18 protein-coding genes are annotated in these 22,137 nt (G+C 41.7%); 8 read left to right on the top strand and 10 right to left on the bottom strand.

All coding sequences use genetic code 11. From position 1 onward, the window contains the following. Positions 1-36: 36 nt before the first annotated feature. The 5 genes from RM347_RS09585 (at position 37) to RM347_RS09565 (ending at position 3,549) form a co-directional block, all read left to right on the top strand. The gene (locus RM347_RS09585; protein WP_322720828.1) at positions 37-1,329 is read left to right on the top strand and encodes an AmpG family muropeptide MFS transporter; all 1,293 of its coding nucleotides are present in this window, start codon (positions 37-39) and stop codon (positions 1,327-1,329) included. After that, complete coding sequence (locus tag RM347_RS09580; protein WP_322720829.1) at positions 1,314-1,721, top strand: ABC transporter permease; 408 nt, start codon at positions 1,314-1,316, stop codon at positions 1,719-1,721. Before RM347_RS09585 ends, RM347_RS09580 begins: the two co-directional genes overlap by 16 nt. Positions 1,722-1,873: 152 nt before the next feature. Then, entirely contained in the window at positions 1,874-2,065 is a 192-nt protein-coding gene (locus RM347_RS09575; RefSeq protein ID WP_322720830.1) for a hypothetical protein, read from the top strand. A 17-nt stretch (positions 2,066-2,082) separates the two neighbouring features. Further along, positions 2,083-2,616 carry a GNAT family N-acetyltransferase gene (locus RM347_RS09570; protein WP_322720831.1) on the top strand — a complete coding sequence of 178 codons (534 nt, stop codon included), beginning with the start codon at positions 2,083-2,085 and terminating at the stop codon, positions 2,614-2,616. Positions 2,617-2,790: 174 nt separating this feature from the next. Continuing rightward, entirely contained in the window at positions 2,791-3,549 is a 759-nt protein-coding gene (locus RM347_RS09565; protein WP_322720832.1) for a HEAT repeat domain-containing protein, read from the top strand. Between the two features lie 175 nt (positions 3,550-3,724). Here the strand turns inward: RM347_RS09565 and RM347_RS09560 are convergent, their stop codons facing one another. The 9 genes from RM347_RS09560 to RM347_RS09520 form a co-directional block, all read right to left on the bottom strand. After that, positions 3,725-4,132, bottom strand: a complete 408-nt coding sequence (locus tag RM347_RS09560; protein ID WP_322720833.1) for a phosphomannose isomerase type II C-terminal cupin domain — start codon at positions 4,130-4,132, stop codon at positions 3,725-3,727. Positions 4,133-4,302: 170 nt separating this feature from the next. Further along, positions 4,303-5,646, bottom strand: a complete 1,344-nt coding sequence (locus tag RM347_RS09555) for a PQQ-dependent sugar dehydrogenase (RefSeq protein ID WP_322720834.1) — start codon at positions 5,644-5,646, stop codon at positions 4,303-4,305. A gap of 211 nt (positions 5,647-5,857) precedes the next feature. Next, a complete protein-coding gene (locus tag RM347_RS09550; protein WP_322720835.1) occupies positions 5,858-7,069 on the bottom strand; it encodes an EAL domain-containing response regulator in 1,212 nt (403 codons plus the stop codon). A 63-nt stretch (positions 7,070-7,132) separates the two neighbouring features. Then, positions 7,133-7,978 (bottom strand): sensor histidine kinase, encoded by an 846-nt coding sequence (locus RM347_RS09545; RefSeq protein WP_322720836.1) that lies wholly within the window; start codon positions 7,976-7,978, stop codon positions 7,133-7,135. A gap of 252 nt (positions 7,979-8,230) precedes the next feature. Beyond that, positions 8,231-11,062, bottom strand: coding sequence for a family 10 glycosylhydrolase (locus RM347_RS09540; protein WP_322720837.1), 2,832 nt, complete (start codon positions 11,060-11,062; stop codon positions 8,231-8,233). A gap of 245 nt (positions 11,063-11,307) precedes the next feature. Next, positions 11,308-12,441: a mechanosensitive ion channel family protein gene (locus RM347_RS09535; protein ID WP_322720838.1), complete on the bottom strand. Its 1,134-nt coding sequence runs from the start codon at positions 12,439-12,441 to the stop codon at positions 11,308-11,310. 5 nt (positions 12,442-12,446) lie between these two features. After that, positions 12,447-13,544 (bottom strand): mechanosensitive ion channel family protein, encoded by a 1,098-nt coding sequence (locus tag RM347_RS09530; protein ID WP_322720839.1) that lies wholly within the window; start codon positions 13,542-13,544, stop codon positions 12,447-12,449. A gap of 1,257 nt (positions 13,545-14,801) precedes the next feature. Then, positions 14,802-16,127 carry a TIGR03279 family radical SAM protein gene (locus RM347_RS09525; RefSeq protein ID WP_322720877.1) on the bottom strand — a complete coding sequence of 442 codons (1,326 nt, stop codon included), beginning with the start codon at positions 16,125-16,127 and terminating at the stop codon, positions 14,802-14,804. Positions 16,128-16,210: 83 nt separating this feature from the next. Further along, positions 16,211-17,035, bottom strand: coding sequence for an undecaprenyl-diphosphate phosphatase (locus tag RM347_RS09520; protein WP_322720840.1), 825 nt, complete (start codon positions 17,033-17,035; stop codon positions 16,211-16,213). Positions 17,036-17,649: 614 nt separating this feature from the next. Here RM347_RS09520 and RM347_RS09515 point away from each other — a divergent pair. From RM347_RS09515 to nadB, 3 genes are all read left to right on the top strand, one after another. Beyond that, a complete protein-coding gene (locus tag RM347_RS09515; protein ID WP_322720841.1) occupies positions 17,650-18,429 on the top strand; it encodes a DUF3120 domain-containing protein in 780 nt (259 codons plus the stop codon). 498 nt (positions 18,430-18,927) lie between these two features. After that, on the top strand, positions 18,928-19,356 hold the full coding sequence (gene psbU / locus RM347_RS09510; protein ID WP_322720842.1) for a photosystem II complex extrinsic protein PsbU: 429 nt from the start codon (positions 18,928-18,930) through the stop codon (positions 19,354-19,356). A gap of 204 nt (positions 19,357-19,560) precedes the next feature. After that, complete coding sequence (gene nadB, locus RM347_RS09505) at positions 19,561-21,237, top strand: L-aspartate oxidase (RefSeq protein WP_322720843.1); 1,677 nt, start codon at positions 19,561-19,563, stop codon at positions 21,235-21,237. 161 nt (positions 21,238-21,398) lie between these two features. Here nadB and RM347_RS09500 read toward each other — a convergent pair whose 3' ends face one another. Next, entirely contained in the window at positions 21,399-21,548 is a 150-nt protein-coding gene (locus RM347_RS09500) for a hypothetical protein (protein ID WP_322720844.1), read from the bottom strand. Between the last annotated feature and the right edge of the window lie 589 nt (positions 21,549-22,137).

Genomic DNA, 22,137 nt, shown 5'->3' with positions numbered 1-22,137 from the left:
TTGATATTTCCTCAAAAGAGGCAAAAAGTTGAGAATATGAGGAAAATTAAATCGCTGCTGGAAGTTTTCGGTAGTCGCAAGATGGCGGCTTTATTATTTTTAGGTTTTTCATCGGGTTTACCGTTATTGTTAATCGGTAATACCTTAAAAGCTTGGATGACCGTAGAGAAGGTAGATTTAGCCGCTATTGGTTGGTTTAGCCTTGCTAGTTTGCCTTATTCCTTGAAGTTTTTGTGGTCGCCGTTGGTGGACAGGTTCACCCTACCAGTTTTAGGACGACGACGGGGTTGGTTAATTTTGACGCAGATTGCTTTGATTGTAGCGATCGCAGTCATGGCTTTTCAACAACCCAAACAAGCATTACAGCTACTCGCAATCAACGCCATAGTGATTGCTTTTATCAGTGCAACTCAAGATATTGCTGTTGATGCCTACCGTACCGATGTTCTAGAAAAACTAGAAATGGGGGCTGGTGCAGCAGTTTTTATCTTAGGTTATCGAATTGCCTTGTTAGTCGCAGGTGCTTTAGCCTTGATACTTGCTGACAAACTGCCTTGGTCATCAGTTTACTTGTTTATGGCAGGGACAATGGTAATTGGTATTCTTGCTACCTTGTTCGCACCAGAACCCAAGGAAATTAGCCCTCCAGGTTCTCTAGCTGATGCTGTAATCTTGCCCTTTCGGGAATTTTTTCAGCGTCAAGGGATTATCAAAGCTATTCTAATGCTTGCATTCATTACTCTCTACAAGCTGGGTGATGCTTTGTTGAGCAATATGACCACGCCTTTTTTGCTGCAAACTGGTTTTACCAAAACCGATATTGGGGCAATTCAAGTGGGGATGGGGTTAATTGCTACGATTGTTGGCGCTTTAGCAGGTGGTTCTATTTTGAGTGCTATTGGCATCAATCGATCGCTTTGGGTTTTTGGTATTCTACAAGCAGTAAGTAATTTAGCTTACTTTTTTTTAGCATACATCGGTCAAAACTACCAAGCTATGGTACTTGCCATCAACGTAGAACAATTTTGTGGTGGATTGGGGACAGCAGCTTTTGTTGCCTTTTTGATGAGTCTTTGTAACCAGCGGTTTTCTGCAACCCAATATGCTTTGTTATCCAGCTTAATGGCTGTCAGCCGCGATATTCTGGCGGCTCCTGGAGGTGCGATCGCCCAAAGCACGGGTTGGCCTATATTTTTCTTAATTACCATCGCCGCCGCTGTACCAGGATTACTCCTATTGCCAGTATTTGCCCCCTGGAACCCTCAGCCAGTGGCAGTATCCAGACCAGGACTTGAGGACGAAGAAGAGGATATATGGGGAATCAAGTAGTTATTGCTGTCGGCACATTTATTCTCTTACTCACTGGTTTATTGCTTGGCTATGTTCTCTCACAGTTAGTTCTAGGATTTCTAGCATTTAATCTCCTAACTTTTTTCGGAACACTCAGCCTAATTTTAATTTTTGGTACACTTTATTACGTTTTATTTTGGCAGTTGCGGAGAGATCAGTCCCGGCCATCAACTATAAATGAAAGGATACCAAACCAGGTAGACGATGGTGTATCTGATAGCTATCTCAAAAATAGGCTAATCGCTAAATTATCAGGTGATGTTGCCGCTGCCGAACGGTTAATTGAACAGGCAAAAGAGACTTATCCTGGAATGCCGGAGAATTGGTATTGCGAAAGAGTGCTCGACGACTTGGAGCGCGATCGCCAATAAATACTACAAAAGTACGGAAATGGAGGATGAGGCAAATAATCAATGCTCATCCTCCATTCCTGTGCACAGAAAATCGCTAAAATAAATCAAGAATACTTCACAAATCTTCAGCTAGGTTCTCATAAAAGTTCCTAGCTTCTTGCAATTAAAATATGGCTATTTTCCGTCAGTACATCGCTCCCTTGCTTGTAGTTTTGGTATTTGTCTTTGCCCTAGTGGCAGTCAGCGCCCGCATCTTTTTACCCTCCGATATGGCAGCACCTGCACCAATTGAAGAGGTGGGGATAAGTTCTCAACCCACTCCTGCTAATTTGCCACCAGCAGTACAAAACTCAGCTAGCTAAGTTAATAAACATCAGAAGTGTCTGAGCAACTACTACCGGGGTATATTATTCGCCGTGGTTCCACATTGGATCGATCGCTGCTATTTAAGTTCATGCAGCGAACTTACCAGGATCTTTTTCCCAATGAGGATTTTTCTCACCTAGAGCAAACAGTTAAGCAATACTTTTCTAGCGATACGCCCTTGTGGTGGGTAGAAGAGGAGGGGGAGCAGGGGAGCAGGGGAGCAGGGGAGCAAGGGAATAATAAAAAATTTCTCTCCTCTGCCCCCCATCCCTCCATCGCCTGCCTTTGGGTGGGTAATGCCATAGATCAAGTACATGGTAACCGTCATGCCCACATCTTTATTCTCTACGTTTTGCCAGAACATCGGCGGCGAGGTATTGGTACAGCCTTAATGCGATATGTAGAAAATTGGGCTATTCAAAGAGGCGATCGCCAGATTGGACTGCAAGTTTTTCAATCAAACAAACCCGCATTAAATCTTTACAATCAGTTAGGTTATCAAACACAATCCCTGTGGATGGTAAAATTCCTGAGTGCAGAAAAATAAACTCAAGGATAGCAGTAACATACTTTAGCGTCTAAGTTATGGCGGTTCTCGTTTGGATAAAACTCAACGAGGAAGAAGGGAAAATGTATAAGAACCCAACTAATATATATAAAGCTTTAACTGATTGGCGCGGGGGATTATGTGTTAATCCCTTTTCGGGATTGAAATGAAATTATGTATGACGAAGACGATCTAAGCCTACTCGATATTGAGGAGGAGCTAGAAAGCCCCTTAGATAAAATAGAGCCGCTAACTGCCGAATCAGTTGTGGCAAAGCCAGATCCAGAAGTGATGCTAGCCCTGCTGGAAAATCCCCAGCCCCAGCAAAGAATGTTAGCGGCACGTGCTTTTTGTGATATAGAAGATGCGCGTGCTACGCCACATCTGATTCGCCTGTTAAGTGATACCTGTCCCTTAGTGAGGGTGAGTGCAGCTTATGGCATTGGACGCAATCCCAGTTTAGAAGCAGTGAGTCCATTAATTGCTCAATTAAACAGTGATTGGAATGGCTATGTGCGTAAAGGTGTTGTTTGGGCTTTAGGAAACTGTCGCGATCGCCGTTCTTTAGCACCCCTGGCAGACGCCTTAAGAACTGACATTTCCGCAGTGCGTTTGTGGGCTGCTAGCGCTTTAGCACAGATGGCTGAAGTGGGTTATGAAGCAGTTATAGGGGCAATACCACCATTAATTGAAGCCTTAGTCCAAGATCCCGTGGCAGCGGTGAGGAGTAACAGTGCTTGGGCAATTGGTCAACTGTGCCGCGAACTGCCTTCTAATGTAGTTTATGCCACAGCGATCGATGCCCTAATTCAAGCCTTTGCCGAAGACCAAGATTTGGGAGTCCGCGAAGACGCCAAAGCCTCACTGTTAGGAGTGGGCGATCCCCGTGGCTTACAGCTGATTGAAACCCTCGAACAAGAAGGGTGGTTTTGATTTGGGCATTGGGCACTTGTACTGAGCATACCCCTGCGGGGAAGCAAGCTACGCGTAGCGTCTCGTAGAGAAGCCGTAAAGCCTGCGGCATAACTACGCTTAGGGCGCAGCCTCTTGTAGAGAAGTATTGGGAATAGTTACTCTCCTTGTCCCCTTGTTCCCCCTAGCCCAGCTTTTACTGACCTTCAGCTACAGGTTTGACCAAATTTAAGTCATAAGGACGCTCAGTATCATCTTCGCCCAAATATTCACCATTTTGAATTTCCAGAATAACTAACGGAATATGTCCAGGATTTTCTACCTTATGTAGGGTTGCTGCGGGGACATAAGTTGACTCATTTCGATTCAGTAATATTTCAGCATCACCACATGTCACTTTCGCTACACCGGAGACTACAACCCAATGTTCATTGCGGTGATAATGGATTTGTGGTTTAATGCCGTGCCTGGGCTTGATTTCAACACGGCTAATTCTATAGGTTTCTCCCTCTTCGATTACCTGCACCTCACCCCAATATCGTGTACCTGAATGTGGAGAAAATTCGTTGATATTGGACTGGGTATTATTTTCATTGGGAGTCATAATCAATTTCTCAACCAGATGAGTATTAGTATTTTTAAGTAATCTAGCGTAAACACAATAAATCTGGGGATGGAAATATTAGCAACATCTCTATTGATGACAAGTGCTCTAACTTAACCCCTGGTAATGGATTCTATCCCTGAATTTCTTAATAATGAACTTTGAATTATTCACTCCCCCGTATACTGAATCCGATAAATCCGATTATTGGCTTCTTCTGTTAGTAGTAGACTACCATCTGGCAATACGAGTAAACCTACAGGTCGTCCCCAAGTGGTTGGTACAGAAGGATTTAGCAAAAATCCTGTGAGAAAGTCTTCGTAGTAGCCAAGCGATCGCCCTTTAGCATCGAAGGGAACAAATACAATTTTATAACCAGTGCCGCGATCGCGGTTCCAAGAACCACGAAAAGCAGCAAAAGCACCGTTCCGGTATTTTTCTGGAAACGTTTTACCATCATAAAACTGCAAACCCAATGCTGCTGAGTGCGCCTGAAACAGCACATCTGGTGTTTGGGTACGGGCTGCTAAGTCGGGGCGTTTACTTTTGTCATCCGTCTTTTGGCGCGGATCGAGGTTGTTTGGTGTCAGATAAGCATAAGGCCAACCGTAAAATGCGCCCTGTTTAACGCGTGTCAGATAATCTGGAACCAAGTCATCACCGATTCCATCGCGTTCGTTGACAGTGGCGTAAAGTTCCTTAGTTACAGGATGAAAGTCTAAACCAACAGGATTACGCAAGCCGGAAGCAAAAGTTTGCTGCTGGGAACCATCCAAATTCATTACCTGTACTGAAGCCCGTGGTAGGGGTTCCTCATCCACATTGGTTCCTGAACCAACTGAAACATATAATTTATTGCCATCGGGCGAGACAACGACATTGCGCGTCCAATGGTTGTTATAACCTTGAGCAGGTAAATCGGCGATTTTTTCCCCTTTACCTGTTATCTGATTTTGACCTTGGTTATAGGGAAAACGCACCACAGCATCAGTGTTTCCCAAAAAAAACGAATTCCCTGCAAAAGCCATACCGAAGGGTCTATTGAGTCCGTTATCCCTACTAGCAAAGGTTTTTCGAATGTCGGCTACGCCATCGCCGTTGCTGTCACGCAACAGACGAATGCGGTTTTGCCCGGTTTCAGTCACTAAAACATCACCATTGGGGGTTAAAGCTAGCCAGCGTGGGGCATCTAACCCTTCAGCAAAGATGTTTACTGTAAAGCCTGGTGGTACGCGCAACACTGGGTTTTGCGGAATGGGTACAACCTCTGGACGTTTGGAGGCGCTTTCTGTTGCGAAGGGTGCTGGTAAATTCTTCAGGTTGATCCGGATGGGTGTGGGTGAAAGTGCTTCAGTCCGGACGATATTTTTTGGCTGTGTGGGATTCTGTGTCAGTTGGGCAGAAGGTACAGATGTTTGTGGTGTGGGATTATCTGAGGAAGCGCGAGTCTGGTTACAGGCTGCTGCCAAGGTCAGTAAAAAAACTGGCAGCAAGAAACGCGCAGGGAATTTCATGGTGGTAGACACTATACACAATTTTCTTACTCTAGACTTGAGACTTAATAATTGTCGCCAGTCTAAAGTTTGATTTTTATTAGTTAGTTAAGCTCCTAATGTACTGCGGGCTGGGAACTAGGGACTAAGGACTAGGGAGACAAAGAAGATGGAGATAAGCAATGCCCAATGCCCCATTCCCAATGACTAATGACTAATGACTAATAAATATTTACACATACAAGCATTTATTAGTTAACAAAAAATTTTCAAACTCTGCTGCTGGCAATGGACGACTAAATAGAAAACCTTGCATAGAATTACAGTTGTATTGACGCAAAAAATTCAGTTCTGCTTCCGTCTCTACACCTTCAGCAATTACATCTAGATTGAGATTATGAGCCATTTGAATTAATGCCTTGGTAATGGCTGACTTCTGTGGATCATTAGCAACATTGTGGATGAAATAACGGTCTATTTTTAATGTATTAATTGGTAAATTTTTCAGATAAATTAAAGAAGAGTAGCCTGTTCCAAAATCATCGATCGCAATTTTTACGCCCAAGGATTGCAATTTGTTCATAGTAGCGATCGCACTATTTACATCTTGCATAATCATACTTTCAGTTAGCTCTAGTTCTAAGTAATGTGGTTCCAAATCATTGACAGCTATAAAATTGACTATTTTATGAATAAAATCTGGTTGATTAAATTCGATTACTGACAGATTTACAGCAAGAATCAAGGAATGAATTCCGGCATCGCGCCAGCTTTTAATTTGTTGACAGACTCTTTCTAATACCCATTTACCAATAGGAACAATTAAACCTGTAGACTCCGCTAACGGAATAAATTCTGTTGGGTAAATCATCCCAAGTTCTGGACTTTGCCAGCGCAATAAACTTTCAGCAGCTACTATTTTTCCAGAAGCAATATCGACTATTGGTTGATAATAAATTTCAAATTCTTGAAAATTGTGTTGTTTGATAGCTCGATGTAAGCTAATCTCTAACAACTGCATTTTGGGAGACAAGTTGTTAATTACATTCTGAGGAGATAAATACCTTTTTAAAGTAGCGTGCTTTTCCAACCTGTTCATGATGGCGCTTAATAACTCAGCCCGAGTGAATGGCTTAGTTATATAGTCATCTGCACCCATATCCATACCTTGACGGAAGTCAGATTTGGCAGATTTTGCAGTGAGAAAGATGAAGGGAATTGTTACCGTTGATGGATCTCGGCGTAACGCTGTTAGCACGCCATAACCGTCAATTTCTGGCATCATCATATCACAGAGAATTAAATCGGGAACTTCGGAGATAGCCAAATGTACCCCGATTCTGCCATTAGCCGCAGCAATAGTTTCAAAATCTTCAGCTTCTAGCAAATCTAAAATGTTTTCACGGACTGCTTCCTCATCTTCTATTATTAAAATTTTGGGCATAATATACCTCAATTTATATTTTATTTTTTAATCAAAAACTGACAGTAAGTTTTTTACCAAATTCTAGGTACTTGGGACAAATATTTCAGTTTCGTCGATATTTATAGGCTTTTTTAAAATTGCCATTCCTAATCCAGTGCCTAGTATATTACCGACATTACTGGCGCGATAAAAGGATTCAAACAGACATGGTATATCTTCTTCTGTAATGCCAATTCCCCAATCTTGAATTTCAACTACTGCTTGCCCATCCTGACAAAGGAGACTAAACTTGACAATGCTATCATCTGGAAAATATTTAATCGCATTTAAGAGGAAGTTAGTCAAAATGTGTCCCAGCAATTTTTCATCCATGCAGCAGGTTATAGATTGATCTTGACTGGTGAAATAAATCAAGCGCCGATAGGCCAGATTCATCTGTACTTCTTCTAGCAATTTTTGGCTATATTCGACCAAATTGAAGGGTGTTGGTCTATGTTCTAATTTTCCCGCTTGTGACTTACTGATAATCAACACATCATTCAATATCTCAGTCATGATTATGTGAGATTTAGGCGCAATCGTCTGCATCACCCTAACATTACACTTATGGTAGAAGTCCAAATCCTCCTGAGAAACTCCAATGAGGTGAGCGGGTTTGCCTGTCGTATCTTTACGTACTATAGCGTGTGCTAGTAACCATTTGTACTTGAGTAATTGTCTCTCAACCAGAATCTGGCGTTCTACCTCAAAATAAGCAATACTAACTTTGCCTCTAGTTTTCTCTGTTTCTTGTGTCAGTGTTTGACAGATATTTTCACGGTTAATAAATCCGATAATGTGACCTTGGTTATCTACAACTGGCAATAGATCCAACTGCTGCTGGTGCAACAGTGATATCACTGAGGCTATCTCAGAGAATTCTGACACATTCAATGTTATGACGTTATCTAAAGCTGGTTATTTAAGTATTTTCCAATATTTTGACGCCAAATAACTAGTAATGTTTGGGATATAAATACTACAAAAAGTGTGTTAAGAATTACAAACCAGCTTATATGCAGCTAGTTGGAAATTGGGCATTGAGTATTGGGTACAAGAGGCACAAGAGGCAGAGGGAAAAGATTTACTGCAACTTCCCCTCTGCCCCTCTTGTGCTCCTCTGCTTCCCCTGCCTTTTCACTAAGGACGCAACTGCACCCGCCGTTCGCCGTAACGTAATAGCCTTTCTATAGTTACGAGCCGATTTTCCCAAACTTTGACTTGATAGGAATTAGACTTAAGTTCTTGGCTCATCAATACCCGGAATTGAGACTGGAACCGAGTTAGAGAGGCTCTCGCTACTAGTAACTTACTAGGAGAAGGGGAAGCGGCAAGCTGATTTAAAGCACTGCGTAAAACTTCTGCCTGGTTGTTAAAATCTGAAATTGTCTGAGCAGGCCTTTGTAGTTGGTCATTTTGGAAAACAAATTTCCATTCTCGTTGCAGCGCGGTGTAACGGATAGCGGCAGTTTGAAAAGGCTGGCGGTGAGGAATTGGTTCACTTTTTGTGGATTCAATCCTACCTTGCGTGCTACTAAAGAGTTTTTGTAAATCGTTGTTAAAATTCTCGGCGGCAAAGAGTGCATAACCACTAACTGGCAAGTCTCTTACCAACTGGAGTTGATCGAATGCCCCGATTGTTGGCAAAGAAAGTAAGCGAATTCCCGGCACTAACAAGGTTGCTCCCAATTGTTTAGAGACAATCCAGGGTTGGGCCAGTCGTTGGAAGCGAGAAGTATCCAGAGCATAAGTCATGGGAACAATTAAATCTACATCCCCCCGCCTTGCCCAAGTTTCCCAGTTTTGTTGAATTTTCTGAATCCGCTCTATTTCCGGCAAAGGAAATACTGCAACCGACAAAATCAAATTCGGTTGCTTTTGTCGCAACTGCTGTGATACTTGAGCGACAAAGCTATCAACTTGCTCAGTGCGAAATTTTGTCCACTTTTGCCATAAGTCTGGTTGGCTAGGGGAAATATTTATCGGATCTACACCAGTAAGTTGCTGAAATTGCGCTCTTGCAGCTTTGCCATAGCCATAGATTCGACCTGCTGATGGGTCTTGGAAAGGGTAGCGAATGTAGTCTAGCTGTAGACCATCCACGTTATAGCGAGTCACAATTTCCTCATACAGCTTGAGCAAGTACTGCCGCACTTCGGGGTTGGCTGGGTCGAAGAATGGCTTGCTCTGACCAACGGGAATCATGTTGCCCAGGTTATCGTAGTTTGCCCAATCGGGATGAGCCGCTAGTACTGGCCCTGGATAATCAGGATTAAGGTTGAGAATTTCATTATGACGTTGATTGCCAGCAGCAAAAGTCCACACCCAAGCGTGTAATTCCATGTCTCGCTCATGGGCTAATTTCACCGCCTCTGCTAGTGGATCCCACCCACGAATTAATGGGTTTTGCTCTTTTGCGACTTGGCTCGGATAAATGGTATAGCCAGCGTTAACAGTTTCGAAGAAGACAGTATTAATCCCGGCTTGGGCGAGGCGATCAAAAATTTGGGCTAGTCCCGCCTTGCTGCCAGCACGAACAATCGTCCCCCGATCTAACCAAACTGCCCGAATTTCTGGTTGAGCTAGTCTTTGATCGACAGGAAACTGCTGCCACAAAGTCGTTTTAGCGACCAGCCACTGCTGACGAGCCAGAGAGTAGTTTTTTTGGGCAATCAATTGGGGTAAATTTTTGGCAATTACCCTTGCTTGTGCTAAGGCTTGGTCTTTACTCATGACTAGCGCCCCCAGTTTTGTTGAGGCCAATTGCGTCGGCTGCTCTTTGACAGACAAAGAGGCGTAATTGCGTAGACGCCTAGAGGACTGCTTCTCTTCAGATATCGTTTCACTAACATTAGCCGCATCAGCTGACACCGCTAAATGGGCGCTTTCCACTCGACCAATGAGATTTTCTAGCTCTTGCTGGAGGGCGATCGCTTGATTGTTGTCAATCGGCTCGTTGGAGTTGGGTGCAACATCTAAACGCACCGCTTCTTCCAATTGATCAATAGCTTCCTGAGAACTTCGGGGTTTGACAATAGGTAACGCTCTAGGTATTGGAGCAGTGGCAGTTTTAGGAGGAGTCAATGAGCGAGATGAGGAAGATGAACTACCCCTCTGCCCCTCCGCTCCCCTGCCCCCCTGCCCCCCTGCCCCTCTGCCCCCCTGCGCTGAAGGCGCAGCCGCCACAGTTGTAGAGCAGTTTTGAGAACCTCCTGCTATTTTTTTCATGCGATTTGATGGGGCTGGCGCTGTCAAATAGTTATTGACAGTAGCTTTTAACCAGGCATTATCTAACTCGGCGGCTGAGGCTGTATCTGTTCCCCAGCGCCAGCCCAAAAAGGTGGAACGCTCAGTTGTCACTACTGCGGCAGGATTATCTTTGGAATTCCAAACAGCAGGTGATTCAGTGCCCATATCGTTAGGAATCACAACGCCACCGCGCACTTTGCCAAAGAGGCTAGTTTGATTTGCCCATTGTGGGATCTTGGTTTTTGCGGGTTTAATCTGTTCTGTTTCACTGAGGCTGAATCCCCAATAACCTCCCAAGAGCGATCGCAATAACTGCCGGACTCCTGGCGATGACAGACTACCTACAGGCCCACTAGCAATCAAACGCCCTCCCTTACTCATCCATTCTTCGAGGGCGATCGCTTGGGTTGGCGTTAATGTCTCGACGTTTGGCAAAAATAATACCCGGCGATCGCCCCAATCTGCCATACTCTTCACGTCAGTTAGGGGAATTACACAATATTTCACCCCTATTGCCTGTAGGCGATCGTTTATCCCTGTCCATTGATTTGCATTCTCTTGCCCATACACTACGCTCAATACAGGTTCTTCGGTTGCTGCCGTTACTGGCAAAATACTCAAACAGTTTAAAATTACAATTTCACAACTTAAAATAAATAATCTTCTAGCTTCTTTAATTTTTAAACTTATATCTTTTTCTTTTTGCTTTTCCTGATGCTTCACCAGTGACTCCTCACTTTATTATTAATTAATTTAGTTATTAGTCAGAATTCATTAGTACATAATAGAACTTTAGCTTGATTCCTGGTAAGTCTACTGAGACTATAAGCTTAATTACGTAAACCTACTATTACTCTGGCTTTTCCAAAATCAAATAAGATTCCTAGAGACTTTTTGTAGAAGTACTTAGTGAATTACCTTCATCAATCTAGCCTATCAAAATCAATAAAAAATGCCAAGATTGATACTCAAATTGTCACAGGCGATTCTACATATATTGTTGGCTCTTGCATCGTGAATTTAATTCCATTCGTGACTAGCTTTTTAGAAAATTTTTCATTTGCCAATTCCAATAGACGTTTGCGTAATTGCAGAGAGTTGTCACTGGAACCCAAAATAAAAAACGTCACTCTTGTTCGAGTTATTTGTTTTTCTGCATTGTTGTGAGTTAAAAAACTAATACTGGTGCTGCCGGGATCGATACCAAATAGCGAATTAGTACTCTCGACAATTACCTGTTGAACCAGAGCTTGTTCTCGGTCTTGCAGCAAGTCTAAAAAATCGAGGTAAAGTATAACCATAACTTTCTTGCCTCGAGTAATATTTTCAATTTCTAAGTTTGCCAATATTGAATTGGGAATAATAAATAACGTACTTTTAGCAGCAGCGCGAATTTTGGTTGAACGGATACCAATTGACTCAACTCGCCCAAATAAACCTTCAGGGATTTGTTGGGATTTCTGTAAACGAATATATTCTCCAGGAACAAAGGGGCGATCTAAATACAACACAATTGTTCCCAACAACTGCTCTAGGGTTTTTTGAGCAGCAAAAGCTACGGCTAATCCACCAATTCCTAATCCAGTTATTAACCCAACTAAATTAAATTGTTGACTTTGGGCAAAAGCCAGAACAGCAATAAATCCGATCATTACATTTGCAAATGTTTCAAATACTAAAAGTAATTCATCTACCTCTCGACCAAATTTACGTAATATTTCAATTCCATACACTCGAATAAACTGTCGGAATAAACGGGAGCATAGCCAAGAGATACTGACAATAACAGCTAAATCAACGATGGGAGAAATAAATCTATAGATAGATTCATATTCCACAATCCACGCTAAAGACAATGAAATGAGAATTAAACTACCTGTGATTCTAAATAAGTTTCTAATAGGGTCAATTAAATTGTTATAAATACTGGCTACTTGCTGTGGTGCAAAACGTCGAATAAGAATTCGCAAGAATGTAGGAGTAGATCGTCCTACCAGCAAAGACAGCAGAATAAAAACTAAAAAGACTCCAAATCTAGATAAGGCTGATATTGTGCTATCACGTTGAAGAAATTCTAGAATAATCCGTGAAATATTCGTCATTATCTCTAAATTGTAATTGGTGAATCAACATAAATTGTTGGTTCTTCTATATCAAAAGCAATACCATATTCTTTTAAACACTGAGTCATGCTTTCAGTTGCCATATTTAGCAGTTGACGACGCAATTCCATCGATACATCTCCAGAACCTAAGATAAAGAAAGTAACTTGTGCTTGAGTTTTATCTGGATCTATGGAATTATTGATACTCTTAAAATTCACTTCTGTATTCCGCGAATCAATCCCAAAAATACCATTCGTACTGTCTAGAATTACTTGGCGAATTAAGGCTCGATCTTCACTACTGAGCGCTCGATAGAAGGTCAAATAAAGAATGGACATGACTTTCTTCGCACCGGTGAAATTTTCAATATTTACTTGAGTCAGGGAACTGTTGGGAACTATCATCACAGTTCCCTTACCGGATGTTCTAATTCGGGTGGATCTCAATCCTATAGATTCAACTCGTCCAAAAGTCCCATCGGGAAGACCAATATAATCATCAATCACGAAGGGGCGATCAAGATAAAGAACAATGCCCCCTAAAATTTGTTCTAGGGTTTTTTGAGCAGCAAAGGCTACTGCTAAACCACCAATTCCTAAACTAGCTAGCAATCCCAAAAGATTAATTTGATGTGTTTGAGCATATGTAAGAATTGCTAAAAAGATAATGATGAGATTCGCAACCCATTTGAAGAGGATGAGTAGCTCACTGCTGATTTTCTGCCCGGTTTTGAAAGCAGCATTTAATAAATAGAAGTCAAAGAACTTTTGGAATAATTTAGAGGCTAACCAACTGACTGCGATCGCCAGAGTTAAACTCACAATAATTTCTAATGAGGTTGTCCACTTATTTCTAGGTAAAGAGGATGTAACAACTTCAAAAACACCAATTACAGCTACCACAATTAATAAGTCTTCATTTGGCTTAATTAACCTTTGGTAGATATCAGTAATTTGGAGAAAACTCAAACGTTTCCAGAGTAAGTTTGTCAATAAAACCATGAAACCACCAACGATGAAAATAAAAAATCCAATTACCAGCCCTACTAAGCCAATTTGTATTTCTCTGTTTGTAAAAATTTCTAACAAAAAAATAACCATTTCTGAAATTAATGTACAAGTTTCTATCAGAAGCATCCCAAATTGATAAATCTACTTTCAATCTCTCTAGCTGCAAAGGATATTTTGCGATCAGTTGCTAAGTTCACACAGATTCAGAAAGCACAATCATTAGGATTGATGACCGCTGACCGTTGAAAGTCAACAGTGAACAAGCTACCTGATTAAATATGCAATCTTTTATGGATAACAGCTTACAAGTTTGGTAACATGAGCAACCCACTGACTCTTAAAGTTTGAGACTCAGCTTTTTATGATAGACATGCTACGCAAGCTTTAAGAATAGGAGTACAGGACTGGACTCACTACACAAGTTTCTTCCTCTGCGCGAGATCAAAAATATTGATGGTGGAGATTTATTCGTGTTTTTGCAAAATTGGGATGCTCCATTGCTATCTGGCTGAACTCCTGGTATTAGTTTCCTCTGGCTACCTTTTTATGAGATATCCGCCTATTTATTGACAGATTAGGTTACAAAATGATATGATAGCTGACGGACTCAAAGACAAACCTATCATTCAAATTGTGCCAGCTACTAAAATTTTCTTTGGAGTAAGTATTTTAGCAGTTAGCTCAATCATTTGAATTCTTAGAAAAAGCTATCCAAAAATAGACGCTAGTTAGATATGCTACCGCTAGAATGCAGGTAGTTCTAATGAAGTTAAAATCAGTCATGACATTTAATTAAGCGTAAGAGTGAGCAAGAAGCTTACAAATTAAAATCTGTAAACTTTGGATGTAACATCCAAATGTCTGGATGCCAAAAAGTTTTAGCCCAAAGACTTGGACTAGGCAAAATTAATTGGGTCGCTGAATCGACGAAACTTCGTATTTAGACTATGCCCTAAAGTATGACTAGCCTTAGAAGCTGTTTATCTAAAAATTGACCACACAAACACGTGCAGTTTGTGAATTGCCCTCAATTCTATTGGGGCAAGTGGCTAAAAGTGGTAAGGATTTAAATTTACCTTATTTTTGACCAGCTTTTTACCAGAGCTATTTTTATGTCGCTAACCTTAAACTGCTGTACATACCAGTAGCAATGACCAGGTAGCTAGCGTTGGTTAGCTGATTAGCTTAATTGCCTGCACGCTATTTGCTACATTTACCTACTGATTTTCAGTCTACACTATAAGGGATCAAAAAACTAGGTTCAAAATTCGTTCTTCAAAGCAGTAAACAAGAAGGTCTTGCAGAACGTAGTTAAATTGTCTAGACTAAAGAGTTAACAAAAACAGCTTAAACAATACAGGTATTGATTAAATCTTCAACTCCTGCTACTGGTAAGATTTTTGTATCTAATTTGCAGGCTAATTCTTCAATACTCATATCATCTAAAAATACCAATTCACCATGTTTGAGCATTACATTTGGCAATAAAATTCCTTCTCCCAAATCTTGCCCTTGTAAGTTCAACAACAAATCATGACCTGTTAGTAACCCCGTGACAGTGATACTTTGTCCCCAATAATCACTGGATAAAGCACGCATATTTACTTCTAAACCTTCAACAGAATTTAACCGTTTTAAGATCGGTTGAAATGCGTTTTCTACAGCATTGCCTACTACCCAAGTAAATTTTCTCTGAGGATAAATTTTTGGCGGTAGTAACTCTGTTGCGGCATCTGTAAATTGCTTAATAAACAACTTAATTGAACCAACACCGTTATCAATTTGGGGATACTCTTCGTATTCAGATTCGCTTGGTAATTCCTCACCTGCAATTAAAAACCACTCATCAGCTAACCAAGCAACGCTGGAACCGAATTTTTGGTGAAATTGTCGCGAGAGTATTTTGACTTGAGAAATTACTTCTTTGGCTTTTTCTCTGGTTACAGGTGTGAGTTCGTCTTCTTGGGGACGAAATCGTGTCAACCCGACTGGTACAACTGCTACTGATGCCACCGCAGGCACTTCACCAGTATGAAAAGATGCTAAATCTTTTAGGGTTTGCTCCAGGTGTTCGCCATCATTTATACCAGGGCAAACAACCACTTGAGCATGAATTTGTAGTCGCCTTTCTTGAAACCACTTGAGTTGTTGCAAGATTTGTCCTGCACGCGGATTTTTCAGCAGTCTAATTCTAACTTCGGGTTCTGTGGCATGAACAGAAACATACAACGGAGACAAGCGCATTTGTTCAATCCGCTGCCATTCTCTTTCTGGCAAATTAGTCAGGGTAAGATAAGAGCCGTACAAAAAGCTTAGACGGTAATCGTCGTCTTTAAAGTACAAGCTGGTACGCTTACCTGGTGGTTGTTGGTCGATAAAGCAAAATGGGCAGCGGTTATTGCACTGAATTAAGCCATCAAATAGGGCAGTTTCAAATTCTAGCCCCAAGTCTTGGTCGTAATCTTTTTCGATTTCCAGGCTATGAGTTTTACCAGCAGCGTCTAAAACTTCTAGTTCCAAGACTTCATCAGCACACAAAAACTGATAATCAATTAAATCGCGGGGACGTGTACCATTGATTGCAACGATCGCATCCCCAGCCTCAAAGCCAATCTCCGCGGCTATTGAGTCTGGAAGAACCTTGGTAATTCGGGCAGGATGAATGTTAATCATGGGTAATGGGGCATTGGGCATGGGGTATTGGGCATTAGTCATTTGCTTTGGACTAATGACTAATGACTAATAACTAATAACTATTATCCTTTCCAACCTGCTGCGATCGCCAGTAAGATAGCACTACCGAATGCTAATCTATACCAAACAAAAACCAAAGTGTTTTTGGTTGCTAAGTATTTGATCAAAAATGCAATTGATAGGTAGGAAAAAATAAAGGTTGAAATAATTCCTACAATTAACAGTCCAACAATGTTATCTGGCAACTGGTGCGCTTGAAATAACTTGAATATTTTCAGGCTTTTATACAGAGTAGCAATGGTAAGAGTTGGAAACCCTAACAAAAATGAGAATTTCGCTGCTGTAGCGCGTTCTAATCCTAAAAATAAGGCGGTCGTCAACGTCGAGCCAGAACGAGAAACGCCAGGAATCAAAGCAAGTGTTTGTCCTAATCCAACTAAAATACCATCCCGAATCTGCAATGAATCGAAACCTCGCTTGCGAGTACCAATTTTTTCTGCCAAACCTAGTAAGAGCGCCATAATAATTGACATGATGGCAATAATTAATGCGCTCTCCGGTAAAATATCTTTCAAAAGAAAGCCGAAAATTAAAGCAGGCATTGTTCCTACTACAATACCGACAAGAATTTTCCATTCCTCACGTTGCCAGTCTTTCTCTTTTAGGGCTTCGATCCCACCTTTTACAATACTAGAAATCAGCGACCAAAAATACCCAACAATTGCTAAAACGCTGCCAAATTGAATTGCATCAACAAAATCTTTAGAACCTAGTTCTTTCCAACCAAATACCTTTGTCACAATCAGAAGATGTGCAGTGCTGCTGATTGGCAAAAACTCTGTAATACCTTGAACAATACCCAAAATAAAAGCTTGAATAAACTCCATATGCAATTAATACCTTTTTCCTGTTCTAGACATTATTATTTAACTGATGATGTTGCTTTATATACTCTCTATTGCACCCAATCTTGTAGAAAACTCAATTTTCCCGATCAATAACATCATCGAAGACGCTGACCATGTTCTTACACCCATCTCAATAAGTCAACGCAATTTCGGAAATTCATCAAACTTTAATATTTAGTGGACTGATGACAGTTCACTTTTTAACTTTCAAATTTTATCTCTCACCTCTCAGTAGTCGCTCATTTACAAGAGACCAAAAGAGGACAAGGGAATGGGGAGACAGAGGGACGTTGTATACCCATCACCAAGTGTTGCACCAGCGCCCAGAGTTTTATACCCCTACCAAATCTTATTTGTTGGCTATGTATCAGGTGGGGTCTGAATCCCCATCTAATTTCTCCCCTTGTCTCTTTCTTCAATACAGAGGAGTTGTGTACATAGTGCAACTTTAATGGATTAGTCTGGCGCAGAATGTTTTGTTTGGTTTGCACCAAGGCTCCCCGAAATTTCAGTATAATTACAATGCCCCTGGGGGGGATTTTAAAGTGTGATATCTTAAATAAGATAAAGTTTAGTAACAAATATTAAAAACTTTGATTAATAATACACTGTCCTCCTACACCGCTTCTACCCCTTCTATTGATACCGAGTTGGATTTAGCTGATACTGGGCAGAACGGTATCAAGCAATTGGAATCTACACTCTCCTTTTCTCCCTCTTTACCCTTATCTACTTCTGCCCGGCAAACTTGGTTAGTGTTTGCGGCGGCGGTTTTTTTGGTATCAGTGCCAGTATTTATAGAAGCGCCAATAGTGCGATCGCTACCAAGTCTGAGTTTAGCGCTGACAGCATTTTGGGTGTGGCTAAGTTTTACCTTGATGTCACGTCCTGCAACTTACGTCTGGGGGGATTTGCTCTTAGGGTTTAGCTGGAGTTGGTTAGCAGGAGCGATTTACTGGGGCTGGTTACGTTGGGAACCTTTATGGCATTTGCCAGTAGAGTCTATAGGCATACCATTTGCTTGCTGGTGTTTGGTGAAGAATTGGGGCAAGGTGGGTAACTGGTTTTATTTTGGCTCTTTGCTCGGTACAGCTTTAACAGATGTATATTTTTATCTAGTAGATTTGATGCCCTATTGGCGGCAAATCATGACAGTAGATGCAGATGGCGCACCGCAAATCTTACAAAATGCGCTGATGCAAGTACAAGCACCTTGGGGACAAAGTTGGGCCATAATTCTCGCCCTAATGCTATTAACAGTCGGCATTTTACCTTTAGGTCAAAAGCAAAAACACTGGTATGCCTTTGGTGGTGCAGTTTTGAGCACAATTTTGGTAGATAGTCTATTTCTGTTAGCTGCGATCGCAGCCTAAATATTAAAAAATTGTGTAATATTAAAGCCAAAACTTTCCCTAGCCCAATCTACGGCACATCAAGAATGATGCTGTAGATGATTAATTAGTTAAGAAATATTACATAACAATCCGTCAGCATCAAGTCTTCTTTGGTAGGTTTAGGGTATTAGACATCGCACGGTTTCGTGTCTGCTTGGGAGGTAGAATCAGCCACCCCGAAAAGCTTTCATCTACCTGGGAATGTTACCAGGATCATGGATACAACGCTATTGCAGCGATGTGGGCACTCTTACCACTATGAAAATTTTTGGCAAAAGTACAGTCAAACCCAGTAACGGCAAATATTGTGGATATTAATACGCTGTATATTAGTTTCTGATGACTGCTGTGTTGACTAAGCTATCAGGTTTTGTCCCTTGTCTTTTGTCTTTGGCGCTCTGACTAATGACTAATGACTGCTGACGGCTGTTAGCTTAAAACTTTTATTTCTGTTTGATGGAAAGAGGTAGAAAAATCGTGAAAGGATTGGCGCGTTTATTAACAGTGTTTAGTTTGTTACTTAGTTGCTGGGGATGGTTGGGAACAACTCAGATAGCCCAAGCTGCTAGTTTCAACAGTTTTGCTTTTCCCCAAGTCCCAGTTCTGGCAATTGAGCGGCAGAATCGGGCAGACGCTAAACTAGGAACGGAATTTGGTAAAAAAATTGATTTGAATAATACCAACGTCCGAGCTTTTCAACAGTATCCAGGGCTTTATCCCACCCTGGCTAAGAAAATCATCACGAATGCTCCCTACCAAAAGGTAGAGGATGTATTGGATCTTCCAGGATTGAGCGATCGCCAAAAACAAACCCTGCAAGCCAACCTAGATAAATTCACCGTGACAGAACTAGAGCCTGCCTTCAACGAGGGAGACGATCGCTTTAACAATGGCATCTACAGATAACTGCACGTGCAGTTTTTAATGTAGCAAATAGCACCCCACTCCTAATTCTAGGGAGTGGGATTATTCTATTAGAGATAAGGGGGAATAAGGAGAATAAGAGAGACAGGGAGGACAAGAGAGACAAAATAAAATTTTTCCTTGTCTTCCCCTGCTCCCCCTGCTTCCCCTCCCCCCTGCTTCCCCTGCTCCCCCTCCCCAATTACCTTGCCCCAGATAGATATTCCTAGTCAATTTGATGTCTTAGTAGTCGGCGCTGGTGCCGCCGGACTATACACAACGCTGTGTCTGCCAGAATCCTTGCGAGTCGGCTTGATTACCAAAGAAACCGTTGCTTTGTCCGCCAGTGATTGGGCACAAGGTGGCATTGCCGCAGCTGTAGCCCCAGAAGATTCTCCCACGCTGCACATTGAAGATACGATTCAGGCAGGTGCGGGTTTATGCGATCGCACTGCTGTAGAATTTCTCGCCCAAAATGCCCCTAGTTGCATTCAATCCCTAGTTAACTTAGGGGTAGCTTTTGACCGTCATGGTCAAGCTTTGGCTTTAACTTTGGAAGCCGCCCATTCTCGCCGCCGTGTTCTCCATGCTGCGGACACCACAGGAAGGGAAGTTACCACCACCCTCACCGCCCAAGTATTACGTCGCCAGAATATTCAAGTCATTCAGCAAGCTTTGGCTTTGAGTTTGTGGATTGAACCCGAAACTGGTCGTTGTCAGGGAATTAGCCTGTTTTATCAAGGTAAAATCACATGGGTAAGAGCTGGTGCTGTGGTATTGGCAACCGGCGGCGGCGGTCAGGTATTTGCCCAAACCACGAATCCGGCTGTGAGTACTGGTGATGGAGTAGCGATCGCAGCTCGTGCTGGCGCTATCCTCCGCGATTTAGAATTTGTCCAATTTCACCCTACTGCCCTCACTAAACCTGGTGCCGATCGCTTCCTCATCAGCGAAGCTGTACGCGGGGAGGGGGCACATCTTGTTGATAACGAAGGGCGGCGTTTTGCCTTTGACTACCATCCTGCGGGTGAACTCGCACCTAGAGATGTGGTCAGTAGAGCAATTTTCAGCCATTTACAACGTACCGCCCTTGATTTGGCGACTGCCCATGTTTGGTTGGATATGCGCCCTATCCCCGCCGACAAGATTCGTCAGCGCTTTCCCAACATCATCAAAGTTTGTCAGCATTGGGGCGTTGATGTTTTCCATGAACCAATTCCTGTAGCGCCAGCGGCCCATTACTGGATGGGTGGAATTGTCGCGGATCTGATGAATCGCACGAATATCCCCGGTTTGTACGCGGTGGGTGAAACCGCTAGTACCGGGGTGCATGGGGCAAATCGCCTTGCCAGTAATTCCCTGTTGGAATGTATTGTGTTTGGGGCCCAGATGGCTAATATTGAGTTGGAAAATATTGGGCTGCCATCAGAAACATCAGTGCTGCCATTACGGACATTTAGCCCTGATGCTAGTGAGTGGCACATCCAGCAAGCACAGCTAGAAGTACTCAGAGAGAAGTTACCACGTCTAGTGTGGGAAAATGCTGGTATTTGTCGGGAACAATCAGGGTTGGAAACTGCGATCGCTACTATTAAATCTTGGCAGAAAGATTTTGCTGCCTTGCCTTTAAGTCAATTCTTGCTTGCTTTACGTCCAGCAGAACCAGCTAGTTTTGACTTACCAGATGTTGAACGGCAACTGGCACTTTGGGCAGAAACCCGCAATTTATTAGATGTAGCTGATTTAATTCTCAAAAGTGCTGCTTTTAGAACCGAAAGCCGAGGCGGACACTACCGTTTAGATTATCCTCAACCAGACCCAAATTGGCAAGTCCACACACTTGTACAAACATATCATTGGTGGAAATCTCCACTATTATCTTGATTTAAGTTTGCAGAACATGATGGTAGTAAACCTGAGCCTTTCCCTTTGGGAAAAGGGGAGAGGCTAGTCCCAAGGGCGATAGGATATCTCCAAGTAAAGGATCTGGTGTCCAAGATAGTAGGTGCCTGATCGCACTGATTTCCCAAAATCTAAAATTGCCGTCAGCGAGTGCCGCTACCATGATAACTGTCGGGGCCACCATAATTTGGTGGAATATATGTGTCTTTTAAATTTTGAGAATTGACTTTGCGAGCGATTAAGGTGTTACTGCTAGTAGCGCCAAAAGTATTAGCACTTGCAGTACTAAACATACCCGTGCAAGTGGCAATTTTCGGTATTAATATGTAAGCACCTATGCACAATATTATAAACTTTGTGATTCTGAAGTTAGTTTTCATCGTTTTCAGTAAATTTACTAATTTTTAATTTCAAAACGTATTTTTTGCTGTCCAACGTATATTTACTGTGCTCTCTAAAAAGAGATTTTAACTTTATTAAATTATTGCTGTTACTGTACAAGTAATTGTGATGTTTGCTTGTAGATTAAGCTTAATCTGCTGCTAATAAATAGTTTTCATACTTAAGTGGTATTCTTAATAGGTCGTTTTTACATCAGTCTAAAGTTAGATATGTTGATGACTCACTGTGGGCATTTTGCTCAATTCACTATTTATTAATAATATCTTAATACTTTTAAGTATAAACACTATGTTCGTTGATTGACAGCTTTAGAAAAATATTAAATAATACTTATTTTATTGTATAGTTTTGATTTCAAAAATGTAAAGATATATAAAAACAAAACTATATAATTTCCATATTGTAAGGTTTTGCAAACTAGGGAACTATGTAATAAAAGTGAAAACCGAGACAGTATAAGTATATTTTTTTAGGTAAAAA

Source organism: Nostoc sp. ChiQUE02 (genome assembly GCF_034531305.2).
GTDB lineage: Bacteria > Cyanobacteriota > Cyanobacteriia > Cyanobacteriales > Nostocaceae > Nostoc.
Note: the sequence above shows the minus strand (reverse complement) of the source record. Positions and strands in the feature narration are given on the sequence as shown.